Source organism: Collinsella tanakaei (genome assembly GCF_030373545.1).
Lineage (GTDB): Bacteria > Actinomycetota > Coriobacteriia > Coriobacteriales > Coriobacteriaceae > Collinsella > Collinsella tanakaei_C.
The window spans coordinates 64,094-82,157 of sequence record NZ_JAUDCO010000006.1; the positions used below are offsets into that span (position 1 = coordinate 64,094).

General features: G+C 63.5%; 15 protein-coding genes. 2 read left to right on the top strand and 13 right to left on the bottom strand.

Annotation, left to right across the window (positions count from 1 at the left end; all coding sequences use genetic code 11):
• Positions 1 to 4: 4 nt before the first annotated feature.
• From alaS to QUW00_RS06635, 8 genes are all read right to left on the bottom strand, one after another.
• Entirely contained in the window at positions 5 to 2,662 is a 2,658-nt protein-coding gene (alaS, locus tag QUW00_RS06600) for an alanine--tRNA ligase (protein WP_289613592.1), read from the bottom strand.
• 168 nt (positions 2,663 to 2,830) lie between these two features.
• Positions 2,831 to 4,237, bottom strand: coding sequence for an AI-2E family transporter (locus tag QUW00_RS06605; RefSeq protein ID WP_289613593.1), 1,407 nt, complete (start codon positions 4,235 to 4,237; stop codon positions 2,831 to 2,833).
• Positions 4,234 to 5,025: an RNA polymerase sigma factor SigF gene (locus QUW00_RS06610; protein WP_289613594.1), complete on the bottom strand. Its 792-nt coding sequence runs from the start codon at positions 5,023 to 5,025 to the stop codon at positions 4,234 to 4,236. The genes QUW00_RS06605 and QUW00_RS06610 overlap by 4 nt, the downstream gene beginning before the upstream one ends.
• Positions 5,022 to 5,402 (bottom strand): ATP-binding protein, encoded by a 381-nt coding sequence (locus QUW00_RS06615; protein WP_289613595.1) that lies wholly within the window; start codon positions 5,400 to 5,402, stop codon positions 5,022 to 5,024. The genes QUW00_RS06610 and QUW00_RS06615 overlap by 4 nt, the downstream gene beginning before the upstream one ends.
• On the bottom strand, positions 5,395 to 5,979 hold the full coding sequence (locus QUW00_RS06620; protein ID WP_289613596.1) for a hypothetical protein: 585 nt from the start codon (positions 5,977 to 5,979) through the stop codon (positions 5,395 to 5,397). Before QUW00_RS06620 ends, QUW00_RS06615 begins: the two co-directional genes overlap by 8 nt.
• A 105-nt stretch (positions 5,980 to 6,084) precedes the next feature.
• Positions 6,085 to 7,434, bottom strand: a complete 1,350-nt coding sequence (locus tag QUW00_RS06625) for a replication-associated recombination protein A (protein WP_289613597.1) — start codon at positions 7,432 to 7,434, stop codon at positions 6,085 to 6,087.
• Positions 7,435 to 7,487: 53 nt separating this feature from the next.
• Positions 7,488 to 8,747 carry a deoxyguanosinetriphosphate triphosphohydrolase family protein gene (locus QUW00_RS06630; protein ID WP_289613598.1) on the bottom strand — a complete coding sequence of 420 codons (1,260 nt, stop codon included), beginning with the start codon at positions 8,745 to 8,747 and terminating at the stop codon, positions 7,488 to 7,490.
• 79 nt (positions 8,748 to 8,826) lie between these two features.
• Positions 8,827 to 9,270: a prepilin peptidase gene (locus QUW00_RS06635; protein WP_289613599.1), complete on the bottom strand. Its 444-nt coding sequence runs from the start codon at positions 9,268 to 9,270 to the stop codon at positions 8,827 to 8,829.
• Between the two features lie 181 nt (positions 9,271 to 9,451).
• Between QUW00_RS06635 and QUW00_RS06640 the strand changes: the two genes are divergently transcribed.
• A complete protein-coding gene (locus QUW00_RS06640; protein WP_289613600.1) occupies positions 9,452 to 9,757 on the top strand; it encodes a hypothetical protein in 306 nt (101 codons plus the stop codon).
• Positions 9,758 to 9,781: 24 nt separating this feature from the next.
• Here the strand turns inward: QUW00_RS06640 and QUW00_RS06645 are convergent, their stop codons facing one another.
• From QUW00_RS06645 to QUW00_RS06665, 5 genes are all read right to left on the bottom strand, one after another.
• Positions 9,782 to 11,077, bottom strand: coding sequence for a glycosyltransferase family 2 protein (locus QUW00_RS06645; protein ID WP_289613601.1), 1,296 nt, complete (start codon positions 11,075 to 11,077; stop codon positions 9,782 to 9,784).
• A 154-nt stretch (positions 11,078 to 11,231) separates the two neighbouring features.
• A complete protein-coding gene (locus QUW00_RS06650) occupies positions 11,232 to 12,242 on the bottom strand; it encodes an RluA family pseudouridine synthase (RefSeq protein WP_289613602.1) in 1,011 nt (336 codons plus the stop codon).
• Entirely contained in the window at positions 12,232 to 12,774 is a 543-nt protein-coding gene (gene lspA, locus QUW00_RS06655) for a signal peptidase II (protein ID WP_289613603.1), read from the bottom strand. The genes QUW00_RS06650 and lspA overlap by 11 nt, the downstream gene beginning before the upstream one ends.
• A gap of 111 nt (positions 12,775 to 12,885) precedes the next feature.
• On the bottom strand, positions 12,886 to 15,690 hold the full coding sequence (gene ileS, locus QUW00_RS06660; RefSeq protein ID WP_289613604.1) for an isoleucine--tRNA ligase: 2,805 nt from the start codon (positions 15,688 to 15,690) through the stop codon (positions 12,886 to 12,888).
• A 414-nt stretch (positions 15,691 to 16,104) separates the two neighbouring features.
• Positions 16,105 to 16,905, bottom strand: coding sequence for an MBL fold metallo-hydrolase (locus QUW00_RS06665; RefSeq protein ID WP_289613605.1), 801 nt, complete (start codon positions 16,903 to 16,905; stop codon positions 16,105 to 16,107).
• A gap of 106 nt (positions 16,906 to 17,011) precedes the next feature.
• Between QUW00_RS06665 and QUW00_RS06670 the strand changes: the two genes are divergently transcribed.
• Entirely contained in the window at positions 17,012 to 17,992 is a 981-nt protein-coding gene (locus tag QUW00_RS06670; RefSeq protein WP_289613606.1) for a Gfo/Idh/MocA family protein, read from the top strand.
• Positions 17,993 to 18,064: the final 72 nt, after the last annotated feature.

Sequence of the window (18,064 nt, forward strand, 5' to 3'; positions counted from 1 at the left end):
TCCCCTACAGGCCCAGCACCGTGCGCGCCGCCTGGAGCGCATCGGCGATGCCGCCGGCGTTCTTGCCGCCCGCCTGGGCCATCGTGGGCTTGCCGCCACCGCGGCCATCCACGCACGGGGCGATCTGCTTGATGATGTTGCCGGCATGGAACCCAGCGGAAACCGCCTCGTCGGTCGCGGCGGCGAGCAGGGCGGGCGTCCCCTTCTCGGTCACCGTCGCGATGACGCAGGCAACCGGGCCGGAAACCTTCTGACGGATGGTATCCCAGACGTTGCGCAGCTCGGAACCCTCGAGACCGGAAAGCTCGGCGACGACGAGCTGGTAACCGCCGGCATCGAGAGCGCCCTCGATAGCAGAGCCGATCGCGTCGGAAGAGGCGCCGGTGAGCGCCGCCTTGAGCTTCTGGTTGGCATCGCGCAGGCTGGCCTGGAGGGCATCGATGCGAGCTGTGACCTCGTCGGGACGACATTTCAGAGCCTGCGCGGCCTCGGCGAGCATGCGGGCGCGGTCCTCGAGGTACGCGATGGCGCCCTCGCTCGTCACGGCCTCGATACGACGGACGTTGGAGCCGGTGGAAGACTCGGAGACGATCTTGAACAGGCCGATCTCGGCGGTGTTGCGGGCGTGCGTGCCGCCGCAGAGCTCACGGGAGAACGGGCGCTCCTCCTCGCCCACCGAGACGACGCGCACCACATCGCCGTACTTCTCGCCGAAGAGGGCGACCGCGCCGGAAGCGCGCGCCTCATCGATGCCCATCACGCGGGTCACGACCGGCTTAGCGGCGAAGATCTCGCGGTTGACAAGCGCCTCGATGCGCTCGAGCTGCTCGGTGGAAAGCGCCTCGAAATGCGTGAAGTCGAAACGAAGGTGCTCGGACGAGACGAGGGAGCCGGCCTGGTTGACGTGATCGCCCAGGACCTCCTTCAGGGCCGCGTCGAGCAGGTGGGTCGCCGTGTGGTTGCGGCGGATAAGCTCGCGGCGCTTGACGTCGATGGCCGCGCAGACGGTGTCGCCGACCTTGATCGATCCGCACGCCACCTCGGCGCGATGGGCGTACAGCCCGTTGTGGGCCTTCGTGTCCGTGACGGAAAGCTCGCAGCCGTCGAGTGAGATCGTACCGGCGTCGCCCACCTGACCGCCCATCTCGGCGTAGAACGGCGTGCGGTCCAAGACGACATCGACCGTATCGCCAGCCTGAGCGGCGTCGACAGCCTCGCCGTCGCGCACGATGGCGAGCACGCGCGCGCCCTCGATCTCGTTCGCATCGTAGCCGCAGAACTCGGTCGCGCTGAGCGTATCGGAAAGCTCGGTCCACACGTCGTTGAACGAACCCCAGGCATCGCCCTTGACGTTGGCGCGGGCGCGCTCGCGCTGCGCCTCCATCTCGCGGTTGAAGCCATCGATATCGACCGCATGGCCGTCGCCCTCGGCGATCTCGACGGTCAGGTCGATCGGGAAGCCGAAGGTGTCGTGCAGCTTGAAGGCGGACGCGCCGTCGAGTACCTCGCCCTCGCCGAGCTTGGCGAGCGCCTCGTCAAGATAGACGCGGCCGTTGTCGAGCGTCGTGGAGAAGCGCTCCTCCTCGGCACCGACGATACCCTTGACCAGCGCGACGTTCTTCGTGAGCTCAGGGTAGGCATCGCCCATGAGCTCGTTCACGCGATCGATGAAGCGGCCGAGGAACGGCTCGGTCACGCCGAGCAGGCGGCCGTGGAACACGGCACGGCGCAGCAGACGGCGCAGCACGTAGCCGCGGCCTTCGTTGCCCGGCAGGATGCCGTCGGAGATCATGAAGTCAACGGAGCGGGCGTGGTCTGCGATGATGCGCAGCGAACGGCTCGCGCCGGCGTAGTCATCGCTCACGTACGTCGTGCCCGAGATCTCCTCGCCGAGCTTGATGAGGCCCTGCATGATGTCGCTGTCGAAAAACGAGGTCTTGCCCTGCATGATGGCGCTCATGCGCTCGAGGCCCATGCCCGTATCGAGGTTGCGATGCGGAAGCTCGGGCATCGAGCCGTCCTCCTGGCGATCGAACTGCGTGAACACAAGGTTCCAGTACTCCAGGAAGCGGTCGCAGTCGCACCCCGGCGCGCAGTCCGGACGTCCGCAGCCGACGTCCTCGCCCATGTCGTAGTAGATCTCCGAGCACGGGCCGCAGGGGCCGGTAGGGCCAGCGGCCCAGAAGTTGTCGTCCTCACCGAGGCGAGAGATGTGGTCCTCGGCGACACCGAGCGAACGCCAGATGTCATGGGTCTCGTCGTCGTCGGTGAACACCGTGAAGTACAGGCGCTCGATCGGCAGATGGAAGACCTCGGTGGACAGCTCGAGCGCCCAGCGGCAGGCCTGCTCCTTGGAGACGCCGCCGAACGAGAAGTTGCCGAGCATCTCGAAGAACGAGGCGTGACGGCCGTCGGAGCCGATGATGTCGATATCGTTGGTGCGCACGCACTTCTGGCACGAGGTCGCGCCGATCTCGTGCATGGTCTTCTTGCCCTGGTAGTACTGCTTGAACTGGTTCATGCCGGCGTTGGCGAGCAGCAGCGAGGGGTCGTCGGGAATCAGCGGGGAGCTGGGGAACAGCTTGCAGCCGCGATCCTCGAAGAACTTCAGGAACGCGGAGCGGATCTCCGCGGTGGTCATGGTCGGAACTTGAGCGGTCATGCTTCAATCTCCTCGGGTTCGATACGTTCGATAGGCGGAAACGCACCTAGTATAGCGGACGTCGAACAGGGGCCGCGCAAAAAGCGCGACGCACACCGAAAGCCCCTGAAACACACGAAAGGCGGCCCGAAAACCAATCGAGCCGCCCTTGTGACCTATGCTGTCGTCTCACCGACCGTCGTCGTCGGAGGGTTTGTCCTCATCGCCCGCATCGCTCGGAGCAGAGCCGAAGGGGATCTTGAACACCCCCGTCGCACCGGGTTGAAGCCCGGTGAGCTTGACCCACGGGTTGTCGAGCTCCACCTTGGGCTTGGGAACGGCAACGGCATCGGGCACCGCATCGTCGGAGATGAGCTCGGAATCGCTGACGAACGTGTCATCCCCCAACGCGTCGAACGCGGGGACCGGGGCGCCGTGCTCGTCACGATATGGCGTGCCGCGGAAAATCGCCCCGTTGTAGTCGACAAGCTGACGCTTGGTGCTCTTCTCGAAATAGAAGATGAACAGGCCCTTCAGGGCGGCACAGAGCGGGATGGCCACGACCATGCCGATCGGGCCCATGAGCGTCGAGCCGATGACGATGGCGGCCAGGCTCATGGCGGGATGGACCTGGACGGTGGACTGCATGACCTTCGGCGACAGGACGTTATCGGTCACGTTCTGGGCGACGATCACGATGACGAGCGTCCATATGGCGAGCGCCGGACTGTAGAACACCGCAATGATCACCGCGATGGCGGCGGAGAACCACGGTCCGATGACCGGAATCAGATGGAAGATGGCGGTCGTGACGCCCATGAGCCCGGCATACGGATGCCCGGCGATAAGCAAACCGACGAACACCATCACGCCGTTGATCGCCGAGGTGATGATCATCGAACGCATGTAGCCGCCCACCGAGCGCGAAAGGATCGCGACGATAAAGCGGTAGTCGTCCTCCTTGCCCTCGCCGAGCGCCAATCCGATCTCGCCGTGGATGGTCGGATAGTCGCACGCAAGCCAGTACGCGAGCACGAGCCCGAGGAAGACGATGAACATCGTGTTGGCGACGCCGCCGATGGCGGGCATGACACCGCGTCCCAGATCCGTCGCTAGATCGGTCGCGAACTGGGCCGCATTGTGCTGCACCGTCGTGAGCACATCGCTCACGCCGCCGACCATGTCGCTCGAGGTAAACGCCCGGACGCTTTCGATGAGGCTTTGGATCTGCACGGAGATCGCCGAGAAGTAGCGCGGCATCTGGTTGAGCACGTCGACGATCTGCTCGATGAACATGGGCAGAAGCATCGTCGCGAGCAGCACGACGACCGCGATCACGACGATGAGGCCGATGAGCGCACCGATGCCGCGGGGCACACCGCGGCGCTCAAGCCCGTTGACGATCGGCGCCTCGACGAAGGCGATGAGCGATCCAACCGCCAGAAACTCGATGACCGGCGCCAGGACACCGACCACGTTGAGCAGCACGGCACCGATGACGAGCACGCCGACGACGGACCAGATGCGCAACGTCAGGATGCGCGTGTCGCGTAGCGTGCGGTCATGACGAACTTCGGTATGCGGGGTCTGGTTCATCGCTTGCCCATAACCCCCTCGGGATCGATCTTGTCCTGGATCTTCTTGAGCGTGCGGCGCAGCAGGCGCGACACCTGGACCTGGGAGACGCCGAGCTGCTCGGCGATCTCGATCTGGGTCATGCCGCGCACGAACCTCATCTCGATGACCTCACGCTCACGGGGAGAAAAGCCCTTGAGCGCCTCCTCGATGACGAGACGGTCGTCGGTGAAGGACAGGTCGCTATCCTCGGAGGCATAGCGGTCGAGCACCGACGGCGTATCGTCGGCGTCCGAACTGCCCGGCGCCTCGAGGGGAACCGAGGTGTAGGCCGAAGACGACTCCATCGCCTCCAGGACCTCGTCGACCGAGGCCCCGAGGTACTCGGCGATCTCCTCGACCGTCGGGGAGCGCTGGAGCTCGGTGGTCAGGGCATCGGTAGCCTGGTTCACCTTTGCGGAAAGCTCCTGCAGACGACGGGGGACGCGAACGCTCCAGCCCTTATCGCGAAAGTGGCGCTTGATCTCGCCCAGGATGGTGGGCGTGGCGTACGTGGTGAACTCGAGTCCGCGATCGGGATCGAAGCGATCGATCGCCTTGAGCAGGCCAAGGTAACCGACCTGCATGAGGTCGTCAAGCGGTTCACCGCGGTTCTTGAACTTGTTGGCAAGGAAGCGGACGAGGTTCAGATGGGACATGACGAGCTTCTCGCGAGCGTCCATGTCGCCGAGTTCCTTGTAACGACGAAAGAGCTCGTGCGTTTTCTCCTTGTCCCACGCCGCCTTGCCGGAAGCGGTCTTATCGGTCATCGCACATCTGCTTTCAAGGTCATGAGGATGGCTGCCGGACAGGCGCGCTTCTCGTAGGAATCGCATACGGCACCCAAGATCAGGTCGGCATACACGGCGGACTCGGCGTCGGAAGCCGCCTCGAACGAGGAGCCCTCGAGGTCGAACAGCATGGACACGGCATCGGCGTCAAAGGTGAACGAGATGGGGACATCGCTGCCGGGTGCCACGGCGCAGGCGAGTACGAACGCCTCCTCGGCGGCCATGCGGATGTCCTCGACGCGGTCGACGCTCATCGAGCTCAGCGTCGCCACGTTCGCGGCCGTCATGCGGACGAGCCGCGCAAGGTGGGGATCGGCCGTGACGGTCAGCTTGACGGTCGAGTTGGTGCTACTCATCGGAGTTCTCCTGATCGGTCGACGCGGTGTCATCGGAATAGGTGTAGTAGCGGCGCTTCGGTTCGCCCTCATCGGCGGCAGGGGGTACGGCCTCATCGTCGGATGCGACATCGCTCTCCCCCGCCACGGCGGCGTCGCCAGCCGTATCGGACAGCACACGGCTGCCTGCTGCAGGGTCGTCATGGTGCTTGGCGAAAAGACGCTGGACCTTTTCTGACGCGGCATTTGCGATACCGGTCACGGCACCCGAGGCGGTCGATACGCTTCCCGTGACGCTCGAGACGTCACGCAGGACCCCATTGACCTCGATGAGGTCGGCCGAAAGCGCCTCGACGGCGATGCTGCCCTGCTTGAGCAGGGGCTCCACCTGGCCAAGCGCGGGCTGGATGTCGTCAATTGCCCCGTCGAGCTTGGCGATCACCGGGCGCGCCTCGGCGACGGTGGCGTTGACGGACTCGAGGGTCCGATCGAGCGCGTCAACCGACGAGCGAGCACGGCGCAGCGTCAAGGCGAGCTCGACGACGGCCCAGACGCCGGCGACGGCAAGCACGATCAGTGCGATCTGAAGGGGGTCCATGGTATCTCCCAACGTACGAAACGAACCGCAGCCCGAAACCTTTACGGGCGCATTACTGCATAGTACCCGCTTGCGCGCCTTCCATGCGCGAGCGGCCCCGGACGGTCACGAGCCCTCCACCGCCTGGGGGCCCTCACCCGAGCGGTCCCGGGAGGACTGTTCATAGCGCCACTCCTCCCAACCGCGACCGGCGGGCCTCCAAAACGCGCCGCGCTCGAGGCCCTCGGGAAGATAGCGCTGCTCGACCCAACCGCTCGGGTAGTCGTGAGGGTACCGGTAGGTGCCGTAGTTCTCCGATCCGGGACGGTGGCGGTCACGAAGATGGCTGGGGACCTCGCGCTGGCCGCTCGTGCGCACGTCGGCAAGCGCGGCATCGATGGCGGCCTCGCACGCATTGCTCTTCGGGGCAAGCGCGTTATAGAGGGCAGCTTGCGCGAGGTTGATGCGGCATTCGGGATACCCGATCACCTCGGCGGCCTTGAACGCCGCCTCTGCCACGAGCACGGCCTGGGGATCGGCGTTGCCGATGTCCTCAGACGCCTGGATCATGATGCGGCGCGCGATGAACTTCGGGTCCTCTCCCGCATCGATCATGCGGGCGAGCCAGTAGACCGTCGCGTCGGGATCGCTCCCGCGCATGGACTTGATAAACGCCGAGATGATGTCGTAGTGCATGTCGCCGCTCTTGTCGTAGGACAGGCCCCGCCGGGGATTGGCGGCCTGAACGTCCTCGACGAGGATGGCGACCGGATGGTCCGGACTCGGTTCCTCATCGCGCGTGGCGGCAATCTCGCTTGCGAGCTCCAAGGTCGTCAACGCGCTGCGCGCATCGCCGGCCGCAAGCGTGCAGATGGCGCCTACGGTCTCATCCGAAGCGCTGAACGCGCCCGCCAGACCACGCTCATCGCGAATCGCGCGGCGGACGAGTTCGGCGATGTCGTCATCGGACAGGTGCTCGAGTTCCACGACGCGGCTGCGGGACAGCAGCGCAGAGTTGACCTCGAAGTAGGGATTCTCGGTCGTGGCTCCGATCATCACGACCGTGCGGTTCTCGACGGCATGGAGCAAGGCGTCCTGCTGCGAGCGCGAGAACCGATGGATCTCGTCGATGAACAGGATGGTGCGGCGTCCGAACGCCATGAGGCGGTGGCTGGCCGCCTCGATCTCGCGGCGCAGGTCCTTTACCGTGCCGGTAACAGCAGACACCTCGACGAACTCGCTGCGCGTATGGGCGGCGATGATATGGGCAAGGGTGGTCTTGCCCGTGCCTGCGGGACCGTACAGGATGACACTCGAGAGCACATCGCGCTCGATGGCGCGGCGCAGCCACGAGTCGGGACCGACGGCTTTCTTCTGCCCGACGTACTCGTCGAGCGTCGTGGGGCGCATGCGCACCGCGAGCGGCGCGTAGCGCAGGCGCTGGGCGCGCTCGTTATCGCTGAAGAGAGTTTCCATGTCAGACAGTGTACCTCAATACAGGCGCGAGACGCCGATGCCGATTGCTCGCCCTACCGCTCGTTGATGTAGGTGCGCTGCGGAAACTTGATTTCCGGAAACAGCTTGGTCGCGAGCTCGGCAAAGTAGCCATCGCTCATGCTTGCGATATAGTCGACGACCGTCTGGTCCAGATCGCGCTCCCATTCGTAGCGCTTGCCGTAATGGCGAAGGGTGGCGTCGATGCGGGCGATGTGATGACGGAAGATGTAGCTCGACTCGTCGCGGGCGCGCAGATCGCCCAGGCAGTGCTCGTACATCAGGCTGAACGCGCGCGCGAGCACCTCGGCGCGCTCGCCCTCGATACCGCTCGAGCGGTAGATCTTCGCGTAGTTCTCCGCCTTCGCCCGGGAGATCTCGGCGAACAGCTCCTCGCTCATCTCGATGCGATCCTTGCCGTAGCTGTGCTCGATGATGTCGACCGACGCATGCGACAGAATCCACGAGTTATAGCGCCCGCCGAGCCCATCGGCGAAGACGTCCTCGTCGAGCAGGCCGGCGGCGATGGCGTCCTGGCGGTCGCGACCGACGTAGGCGATGATATCCGAGATGCGCACCACGCATCCCTCGAGGGTCATGGGACGAAGCCGGCCGATGGCGAGGTCGCCATCCGAGCAGCACGCCTCGACCGTCTCGTCGAGTTCGTCAAACGACGAGAGGCCCGAGAGCTCGAACACGCGCTGCTCGTACTCGCCGTTGTGGGTCAGGCACCCATCGAGCGTCTGCAGCGTCAGGTTGCGGCCGTACAGCGCATCGAGCACGCGCACGGAATGGACGTTGTGGAAAAACCAGCGACCGGTACGCGCATGGTACACATCGTTGAGCGCGCGCTCCCCGGCGTGCCCGAACGGCGTGTGGCCCAGGTCGTGTCCCAGCCCGATCGCCTCGATCAGGTCGCAATTGAGGCCGAGCGCATACCCGATGTCACGTGCGATGCGACTGACAAGCTGCACGTGAATGCCGCGACGCGACAGGTCATCGTTGCTGCGGAAGCTGAACACCTGGGTCTTCCCCGCATAGCGGTTGTACGCGGGCGTATGGATGATCTTTTCGACATCGCGCACGAAGGAGGGGCGCCAGATGCTCGCCTCGTCGCTGCGCCGTGCCTCGCGCCGAATAGCCTGGCGGTTATCGGTTCGATAGGGATTCACCCACCCGCGCTCACGGTCCTCGATCATGCGGGCGGTCAGCTCGTCAGATAGCGTGTCGGGTATAGAGGCAATGCGCTCGCGAACAGCGGTAGCGTCAAGCGAGGTATCGAAACGTGGGGTCATAGCAAGCCTCCTTCAGGGTTCTCTCACACACATAGTCGCACATCGCCTGGACAGAGCGCTCGGCGATATCGTCGACGCATCAAACCGCAAGGGTGAACAGGACCTGAAAAGGAACGACGAACGGGAGGAGCGGCCAGGACGCGCGCCTGAACACGAGGGCGCAAGCGCCCAGCGCAATCAAGCCCGCCGCAAAGGAGAGGACGGCGACAGAGAAACCGCACCACGCGGAGGCGAACAGAAACTTGATGTCGCCCATGCCAAGGCCCGCGCGGCCGACGGCGCGTCGCCAAGCCACCTCGATAACGACAAGAACCGAACAGACGGCAAAGGCGATCGCCACATCGCGCACCGTCGTCGCAAGGCTCCGCCCGCACAGGCTGTAGGCTGCGCTGACCAGCAGAAGCAAGCCAGCCAGACGGTTGGGGAAAGTTCGCGTGCGCGCGTCCACGACCGCAGCGATCGAGAGGACTGCGATATAGGCTGCGCACCATGCGCTCACAATGCATTCGCTCGATAGCCCCATGCTTTCCCCTTTGCATGACGACGCCGGTGCGAACATGCTACGTCGTAAAACCGAGGGGGCTGACGGGGCGCGAAATCTCTACCTCACTGTCCGACAAAAACCCAACCGACCAGTCGGGACATGGGTGGGTTTAAGAAAGAGCGGGTTGGCTATAATGGGCAAAGCACCAAGAGAGGAACGCATGAACATCGAAGCGAACGGACGCAACACATACCCGCCGGCAAACAGCCTGAGAAGACCGATCGAAAGCGCAAGCGCCTCCACGCGCGACCAAGCAAACGACTCGCGTTTCGCCTTTACGCTGCTCGCTGTCGCATTCGGTGTTCTCGCGCTGATCGGCATCTCCTTAGGGCTGCTGCTCTATTCGGTCGCCGTACGGACAAGTCAAACCTCGGGCATCCTGCGCGAGGATACGGCCCTCATGCGACCGTACGGGGGCTTCGTCGAAATGACCGACGTGAGCGAGAGCCGCATCTCAACCCGATAACCGGACGCACGGCGCGAATGCGCGCTATTTCGCACCCTCCATGACCTCGTCGAGGGTCACCGAGACGTCATGCGGCGTGGGCACCCAGTCGACCTTCAGGAACAGGGCCGCCACCGTGATCGGGATGTAGGTGAACATGAACAGCGGGAACGTAAACAGGTTCGTGAAGATCCGCAGCTTACTCGGGCAGTGGATGTGCCGGTACTCGAAGACCGTCGTCAGCAACCCGAGAAGGAAAAACGTCCCGTACATGGACAGAAGCGTCATGATGAGCGACCCGAAGCACATGGACAGCTCGGCGTCGGTCGCCAAAAAGCCGTGGCTCAAGGACCCGACGATCATGAAGGTTAGGTTCACCAGCACCGAGATGAGCGTGAGCAGCATGCCCGGCGCAATGGTCATGAGCAGATCGTAGGCGGCAAAACGGCGGAAAAACGCGATGGATTTGAGCAGATGCGCGCCATAGGTGAAAAAGACCTGGTAGAAGCCCTTCGTCCAGCGCATGCGCTGCTTCCAGGACGCCGCAAGGGTCAACGGCTGCTCATCGAAGAACTCGGCGGGCGCGTATCCGATGCGCACCCCGTGAATCGCGCAGAAGGTGGAGAACTGAATGTCCTCGGTCAGGGTATGGAAATCCCAGCCATGCATGCCCTCGATGATCTTCGCCGAGACCAGATACCCCGAGCCCGAGACCGCGCATGACGTGCCGCAGATCATGCGCGCGTTGTTCAGGAAGCGCGCCTCCCGCAAAAACCACGTGGCGTATGCCGCCGAGATCCACGAGCTTCCGTAGTTCTTGGAGTTACGATAGCTCGTCACCGCAAGATACCCCATATCGAAGGCGTCGTTCATGATGGTGACGTAGTCGCGCGACAGCAGGTTGTCGGCATCGAAGATGAAGAAGGCCTCGTATGTTCCGGGATACTCGTTGAGGATGCGGTCGAAGCCGTAGTCCATGACCCAGCTTTTTCCCTTGCGCGCCAGATCGTTGCGCTCGTACACGATGGCGCCGGCCTCGCGTGCAACGCGCGCCGTGTCGTCGGTGCACGCGTCGGCGACGACGAAGATGTCGATCAGCTCCGCCGGATAATCCTGATCCTGGATGGAATGGACGAGATTGGCGATGACCGCCTCCTCGTTATGGGCCGCGATGAAAAACGCATACCGATGCTGTCGCTTGGCGCGCGGCAGCTTCACCTCGCCGCGGATCGCGCCCAAAAGGAAAAAGACGACCTGATACAAAAAGCAGACGCCAAACAGACCGCTGACGATGAAATTGAAAGCCACGATCGGCGTGATGTGCGAAAAATCAAACAGCATGCCGGCTCCTATCGGTACCACACGTTGTGCCAGTGTAGCGCAGGGATGTCAACCGGTGGTGAAGCTTATGTGTCACGAGAGGTACCACACAGCGAGAAAAGCATCGGTGCCGATAAAACGTACGCGCCGTATCGGCATCCGACATCGAATGCAGCTACTCCTCAAGCAGGTAGGGAACGATACGCTCCCCTTCCTCGGTGCGGCCCATCGAACGGTCGGCGATCTCGTCGTAAGCGGCTGCAAGATCCCACGGCAAAACGTCGCGTCGCTCGATCGTCACGCCGGTGACGGGATGGTCGAAACGCACGCGCCACGAATGAAGGAACTGGCGGTCAAGACCGAGGTTGGCGCGATCAGAGCCGGTGCCGTAAAGCGGATCGCCCACGAGCGCATGATGGATGTGGCGCATGTGCACGCGAATCTGATGGGTACGCCCGGTATACAGATGGCATTCGACGAGCGTGTACCCCTCGTCGCCCCGATAGGCCTCGAAGCGCTCGAGCACCTTGAAGGTGGTGATGGCCTGCCGTGCGAAGGGGTCGTCGGAGACGGCCATCTTGACGCGATCTTTTGTGGACCGCGCGATGCCGGTGTTGATGGTCCCCGAATCCATGGCGATGTATCCATGGCACAAGGCGATATAGCGTCGATCGAGCGTACGGAGCCTGATGAGGTCCTGCAGCGCCCGCTGCGTGTCGTCATCCTTTGCGGCGAGCATGAGCCCGGACGTATCGCGATCGAGGCGATGCACGATGCCGGGCCGGTCCTCGCCCTGTAACGTCCCGAGATGGTCGGCGCCGCAATGGTAGACCAGCGCGTTGGCGAGCGTTCCCGACTCGTGCCCATGCGCCGGGTGGCACACAAGGCCGCGCTGCTTCGAGAGCACGATGAGATAATCGTCCTCGTAGCGGATATCGAGCGGAATGGCCTGGGGCTCCAAGGCACCGGGCTCGCGCACCTCGGGAAGCTCGACCTCGATGCGGTCGCCGTCGCAGACGACGTACTTCTTGGACGTGCAGACATCGCCGTTGACATCCACCGCCCCGCCCTCGATCAGGCGCGCACAGGCAGAGCGGGAAGGACAGGAAGCCTGGGCGCCCAGGTAGGCGTCAAGGCGCGAACCGGCAAACTCGGACGTGACAAGCAGGTAGACGTCAGCGCCCATGTCCCGCTCCTCCCCTGTCGGTATCCGCCGCGAGCTCGCGGTTCGCCGGCGAGATGACGAAGCCGATAAACGCGATGGCCACACCGCAGGTGATTCCGATGTCGGCGATATTGAAGACAGGGAATTCGATGAACTCCGTCGCGATGAAATCCGTGACGAAGCCCAGCGCGACGCGATCGATGGCGTTGCCGATGGCGCCGCCCGCGACCATGCCGAGCCCGATGACCTCCAGCCGGGACACGAGCGGGGCGCGCATGAGGTAGGCGACGCTGCCGCAGACGACGGCGACGGCAAACAGCGCGAACAGCGGCGACAGACCTTCACCGATGCTGAACGAGGCACCGATGTTCTCGACATAGCGCAGACCCACAACGCCCGGCACAAGATCGGCGCCCGTGAACCCGTGTGCCACGGCGTCGCGAACGGCGAGCTTCGTCAGCTGGTCAGCGAGCAGAAATACAGCGGCAAGGACGCCTGCGACCGCGAGGCGCCAGCGAAGCGAGGGCACGCGGCCCCGGTTTCCACCCGTCATGTTCCTCCCCATCGGCATTCCCATACGAAACAGTCCCGCCAAGGCGCTCGGTCTCGGCGGGACGGTTGCTACGTTCCATCGACGCGCCCGGCACGTCGAAACCGCACGGCGCTACGCTCCGATGGCCTCGGCGCAACGATCGCAGATGTGCGCATGCTCGCCGTGGACACCGGTGGAGGTCCGGAAGTTCCAGCAGCGGTCGCAGCACTCGCCATGCGCGGCCTCGACCGTAGCGGTGAATTCATCGCCGCAGGTAAGCTCGAGCTCGGAGACGATGAAGAACTCTGCCAGATCGCAGGCCTTGTCACCGGTAAGCAGGCTGTAGGCCTCCGCCGGCGCGGTGGCGACGACACGCGTGGCCTGGCTCTTGGTGAACGTGCCGGCAGCGCGCGCCTCCTCGAGGGCCTTGGTCACGGCGCCGCGCAGCTCGAGGGCGGCCTCGAGGACAGGCTTGTACTCGTTGGCCTCCTCGAGGGTGATCGGGGCGTGGTACCAATCGAGCAGGGCCGCATAGCGCTGGTTGTCGCGGCAGCCTGCGGGCGCGAACTCCATGACCTCGTCGCAGGTATACGCCAAGATGGGCTGCAGGTCGCGCAGGAGCATCGAGAGCAGCTCAGCCAGCACCGTCTGGGCGCTGCGACGTGCCAGCGAACCGACCTTCTCGCAATACAGACGATCCTTCAGGGCATCGAGGTACACGTTGGAGAGCTCCGTGACGACGAAGTCGTACAGCGTGCGGTAGACGCGATTGAACTCGTAGGCGGCAAAGGCGTCGTCGACCTCGGCCTGAACCTGCGTCAAGCGCGCAAGCATGAGCTTGTCGAGCGGCAGCAGGTCGGCAAAGGCAACGCCCTCGGTCGCCGGGTCGAACTGGTCCTCGAGCTCGCCCAGCAGGAACCGGAAGGTGTTGCGGAAGCGACGGTACGCATCCGAGGTGCGAGCAAGGATCTCATGGTCGATGGCGACGTCCGTGGAGGTGTCCACGCTCGCGACCCACAGACGGATGATGTCGGCGCCCATCTCGTCGCAGACCTTGTTGGGGTCGATGACGTTGCCGAGCGACTTGGACATCTTGCGCCCCTGGCCGTCCAACGTGAAGCCCTGGGACACGACCGCCTTGTACGGCGCGATGCCGTTGGCGCCCACGCTCGTGAGCAGCGAGCTCTGGAACCAACCGCGGTGCTGGTCGGAACCCTCGAGGTACACGTCAGCGGGATACTCGAGCTCGTCGCGACCCTGGCACACCGCGCGCCAGGACACACCGGAGTCCCACCACACATCGAGGATGTCGCGGTCGGCCTTGAGGTGATGGCCGCCGCACTTGGGGCATACGCAGGCGTCGCCCAGGTAGCTCTCGGGCGCATCCGTGAACCAGGCGTCGGAGCCCTTCTCGTGGAACAGCTTGATCACGGCGTCGAGCGTGTCGTCGTTCATGATCTTCTCGCCGCAGTCGGCGCAGGTGTAGCTCGGGATGGGCACACCCCAGTTGCGCTGGCGCGAGATGCACCAGTCGGGACGCTGCTCGACCATGGCGCCGATGCGGTTGGCGGCGTGAGCGGGATACCACGTCACGTGGTTCTGGATCGCATCGCTCGCCTGCTCACGAAGACCGGTCTTGTCCATGGAGACGAACCACTGGTCGGTTGCGCGGAACAGCACGGGGTTCTTGCAGCGCCAGCAGTGCGGATAGCTGTGCGTGATCTTGACGGACGCCACCAGTGTGCCGCGCTCGCGCAGGAACTCGATGATGTGGGGGTTGGCCTCATCGGTATCCATGCCGGAGAACGGACCGCCCGTGCCGAAGCTGTCGCCGACGTAGAACCTGCCGTCGTCGTCGACGGGCATGCAGATGTCCATGCCCTCCTTCATGCAGACATAGTAGTCGTCGACGCCGTGACCCGGCGAGTTGTGGACGATGCCGGTACCGTCCTCGGTGCCCACGTAGTCGGCGAGCAGCGCCACGCCCTCGACGTCGTCGAAGATGGGCTGGCGGTAGTGCAGATGGTCGAAGGTCTCGGCAGGCACCTCGTAGGGCTTGCCATCGACCACAACCGGCGTGCACTCCCAGCCGGCGACATCGCAGACCTTGGCAGCAAGATCCTTCAGCATGATCTCGGCGCGGCCGTCGTGCTCGATGGCGGTGTAGATAGCGCCGGGTTTCAAGGAGACGGCCTGGTCGGACGGTATGGTCCACGGGGTCGTCGTCCAGATGATGAAGTCGACCGGACCGGCGAAGGACTCCAGGCCGGCGGGCTTGGACGTCAGCTCGAAGCGCACGTAGATGGAGGGCGAGGTCTCGTCGGAGTACTCGATCTCGGCCTCGGCGAGCGCGGTGTGGCAATGCTTGCACCAGTGAACCGGCTTATGGCCGCGATAGATCATGCCGCGGTCGAACATGGCCTTGAAGACCTCGATATCGGCGGCATCGTGCTGATGGTACAGGGTGAGATAGGGATTGTCCCAATCGCCCAGCACGCCCAGGCGCTTGAAGCCCTCGCGCTGCAGGTCGATGTTCTCGACGGCGAACTTGCGGCACAGCTCGCGGATCTCGGCCACCGGCGTCGCGTTGAACTTCTCGGTGCCGAGCATCTCCTCGACCTTGTGCTCGATCGGCTGGCCATGGCAGTCCCAACCGGGAACATACGGCGTCTGGAAGCCCTGCATGGCCTGATAGCGCTCGATGATGTCCTTGGAGATCTTATTCATGGCATGGCCGATGTGGATGGGGCCGTTGGCATACGGAGGACCGTCGTGCAGGATGAACTTGTCGTGCCCCTCGTTCTTCTTGAGCATCTGCTCGTAAACCTTATCCTGCTGCCAGCGGCGCAGGCGCTCAGGCTCGCGCTGCGCCAGCGCAGCCCTCATGGGGAACTTGGTTTTGGGCAGGTTCATGCTGCCCTTGTACTCGTTTGCCACGAATACCCCTTTCGTTCTACTGGGCGCTTGTCGCATGAAAAAAGCGCCCGTCCCTTCAAGCTGGGACGAAGCGCCTTGAATGCACGGACCTAGGTCCGCGCGAGCTCCTCGCTATACCACCCAGCTTAGGCACGCATGGTGCCCGTACTCGGCCGACCACATGACGGCGGTCGTCCCGGCGACGTCTACTGAAAAGGATCGCTCCTTTCGTTCGGGCCGCAGCTCCAGGGTGATATTCGCTCGGTCGCGCGCGCGGACTTTGCAGCTACCGTCCGCTCTCTTGTGCGCGCGGGGGCCGGCTACTCCTCCCCTTCACAGCCATGGCAGGAATTGTAGCACGTCGCCCGTGCGCGAACACGTATATCGCACATCACGAGGTCTTCACATGAACTGCGATAGCGCTGATGCAGGTTGCTACAGCTCTATGACGTCCAGATCGTCGGGCACGATGAGGTTGCCATGGAAATAGACCAAGCCCTCTGCGGAATAGAGCTCGCGCCGATGTGCGATGCTCTTGTCCTCGGTGTGATAGAGCACAAGGTTCTTGACGCCAAGTCGCTCGGCAAGCTCGCAGGCGTCCTTGACGGTGGAATGGTGCTTCTCATAGGGTCGGAACACGTCGGCCTGCGCATGGAGGCAAAACGCCTCGTGCAAAAGCCAGGTGGCGCCGGCGGCGTAGGGCTCCTCGCGATCGTTGTACGGCTCGTCGCCGCAGCAGCACAGGCTGCGGCCCTCTCCCAGGTCCATATGGAAGCCGAACTGCTTGGCCTTCGTCGAGGCGATGTCGAAGAACGTCACGGCATGGCCGATAAGCTCACGCGTCTCCCCGTCACCCACGACGACGAGGTGAAGCCTATCGTCGATATACGCCGCATCCTTAGATGCCAGCAGCGTGGAGGCCATATCGCGCAAGATGGCGATGACCTCGTCGTGTCCATAGATCGTCGCCTCGCCGTCGTAGGTCCCGCGGCGCATGTTCTGGCAGATCATGCGCATGAGCCATACGATGCCGAATAGGTGGTCGATATGCTTGTGCGTGACGAAGACCTCGCGCAGGTCCTTCCAATCGATTCCGGCGCGCTTGAGCTGCGCGAGCAGCATGTTGCCACCGCCTCCGTCAACCAGCAGGTGACGATCGTCATCGGAGATGACGAAACACGTGTTATAGCATTCGGTCACCGGTGCGTTTCCGGTGCCCAACATGGTGAGCTTCATATACACTCCTTCAAGAGCATCGCAGGCGATCGAGACCGGGCATATTGTGACGCAAATGCGGCAGGGCCCGCCTGCGCACGATAACACACCATGAAAGGAGCAACCGATGCGCGTTGGATATCTTGGGGCGGGCAACATCTCAAGCCAGATGGCTGCAACGATCATGCGGATGGAAGAGGCGGAGAACTTCGCCGTCGCAGCGCGCGAGTACGAACGCGCCCAAGCTTTTGCCGAGCGCTGGGGCTTTACGCGGGCATACGACTCCTATGAGGAACTCCTTGCCGATCCAGATGTGGACCTCGTCTACATAGCGCTCCCCCATTCCCATCACTACGAATGGACGCTCAAGGCGATCGAGGCAGGCCATCACGTCCTGTGCGAGAAGGCCTTTGCCGCCAATGAACACCAGGCACGCGAGATGATCGCGGCAGCCCGCAAACGGGGCGTCCTGCTCGCCGAGGCCATCTGGACCCGGTACATGCCCTCGCGAACCATCATCGACAACCTGCTTGCCGAGGGGTCGATCGGCGACGTCGTTACCGTCGATGCCAACCTTGGCTATAAAGTCGATATGAACCGACGCATGACAGATCCGGCGCTGGCCGGCGGGGCCCTGCTGGACCTTACGGTGTACCCTCTGAACTTCGCGAGCATGGTGCTCGGTAATGACATCGAGCGCATCGATGCGCACATGGTCCCCATCGCGACGGGCGTAGATGGCCAGGATTCGGTCACCCTCACCTATCCCGGCGGACGCATGGCGACCATGTTCACGACCATGCACACCATGACCGACCGGCGCGGCCTCATCTGCGGTACGAAAGGCTTCATCAGCGTCGAGAACATCAACAACCCGCAGCGTATCGACGTCTACGACGCCGACGGCCTCACCTGCTCGCTCCGGGAATCCATCGAGGTTCCAGCGCAGATCACCGGTTATGAATACGAGATTCTTTCCTGCAAGCGCACCATCGAGGAGGAACGCATCGAATGCCCCGAGATGCCCCATGACGAGACGCTCGCAATCATGCGGCTGCTCGATCGGATTCGTGCTCAGTTCGGCATCGTCTTTCCGTTCGAGCGGTAGTGCCGACGTTTCAATGACCTTCCTTTGAGAGCGCGATTTCGCACGTATAATCGACAAGACGGACACCATTCG

Excerpts from the sequence above, each read along its gene's own strand:
- alaS (WP_289613592.1), bottom strand. The coding sequence starts at position 2,662 with ATGACCGCTCAAGTTCCGACCATGACCACCGCGGAGATCCGCTCCGCG.
- QUW00_RS06605 (WP_289613593.1), bottom strand. The coding sequence starts at position 4,237 with ATGAACCAGACCCCGCATACCGAAGTTCGTCATGACCGCACGCTACGC.
- QUW00_RS06610 (WP_289613594.1), bottom strand. The coding sequence starts at position 5,025 with ATGACCGATAAGACCGCTTCCGGCAAGGCGGCGTGGGACAAGGAGAAA.
- QUW00_RS06615 (WP_289613595.1), bottom strand. The coding sequence starts at position 5,402 with ATGAGTAGCACCAACTCGACCGTCAAGCTGACCGTCACGGCCGATCCC.
- QUW00_RS06620 (WP_289613596.1), bottom strand. The coding sequence starts at position 5,979 with ATGGACCCCCTTCAGATCGCACTGATCGTGCTTGCCGTCGCCGGCGTC.
- QUW00_RS06625 (WP_289613597.1), bottom strand. The coding sequence starts at position 7,434 with ATGGAAACTCTCTTCAGCGATAACGAGCGCGCCCAGCGCCTGCGCTAC.
- QUW00_RS06630 (WP_289613598.1), bottom strand. The coding sequence starts at position 8,747 with ATGACCCCACGTTTCGATACCTCGCTTGACGCTACCGCTGTTCGCGAG.
- QUW00_RS06635 (WP_289613599.1), bottom strand. The coding sequence starts at position 9,270 with ATGGGGCTATCGAGCGAATGCATTGTGAGCGCATGGTGCGCAGCCTAT.
- QUW00_RS06640 (WP_289613600.1), top strand. The coding sequence starts at position 9,452 with ATGAACATCGAAGCGAACGGACGCAACACATACCCGCCGGCAAACAGC.
- QUW00_RS06645 (WP_289613601.1), bottom strand. The coding sequence starts at position 11,077 with ATGCTGTTTGATTTTTCGCACATCACGCCGATCGTGGCTTTCAATTTC.
- QUW00_RS06650 (WP_289613602.1), bottom strand. The coding sequence starts at position 12,242 with ATGGGCGCTGACGTCTACCTGCTTGTCACGTCCGAGTTTGCCGGTTCG.
- lspA (WP_289613603.1), bottom strand. The coding sequence starts at position 12,774 with ATGACGGGTGGAAACCGGGGCCGCGTGCCCTCGCTTCGCTGGCGCCTC.
- QUW00_RS06665 (WP_289613605.1), bottom strand. The coding sequence starts at position 16,905 with ATGAAGCTCACCATGTTGGGCACCGGAAACGCACCGGTGACCGAATGC.
- QUW00_RS06670 (WP_289613606.1), top strand. The coding sequence starts at position 17,012 with ATGCGCGTTGGATATCTTGGGGCGGGCAACATCTCAAGCCAGATGGCT.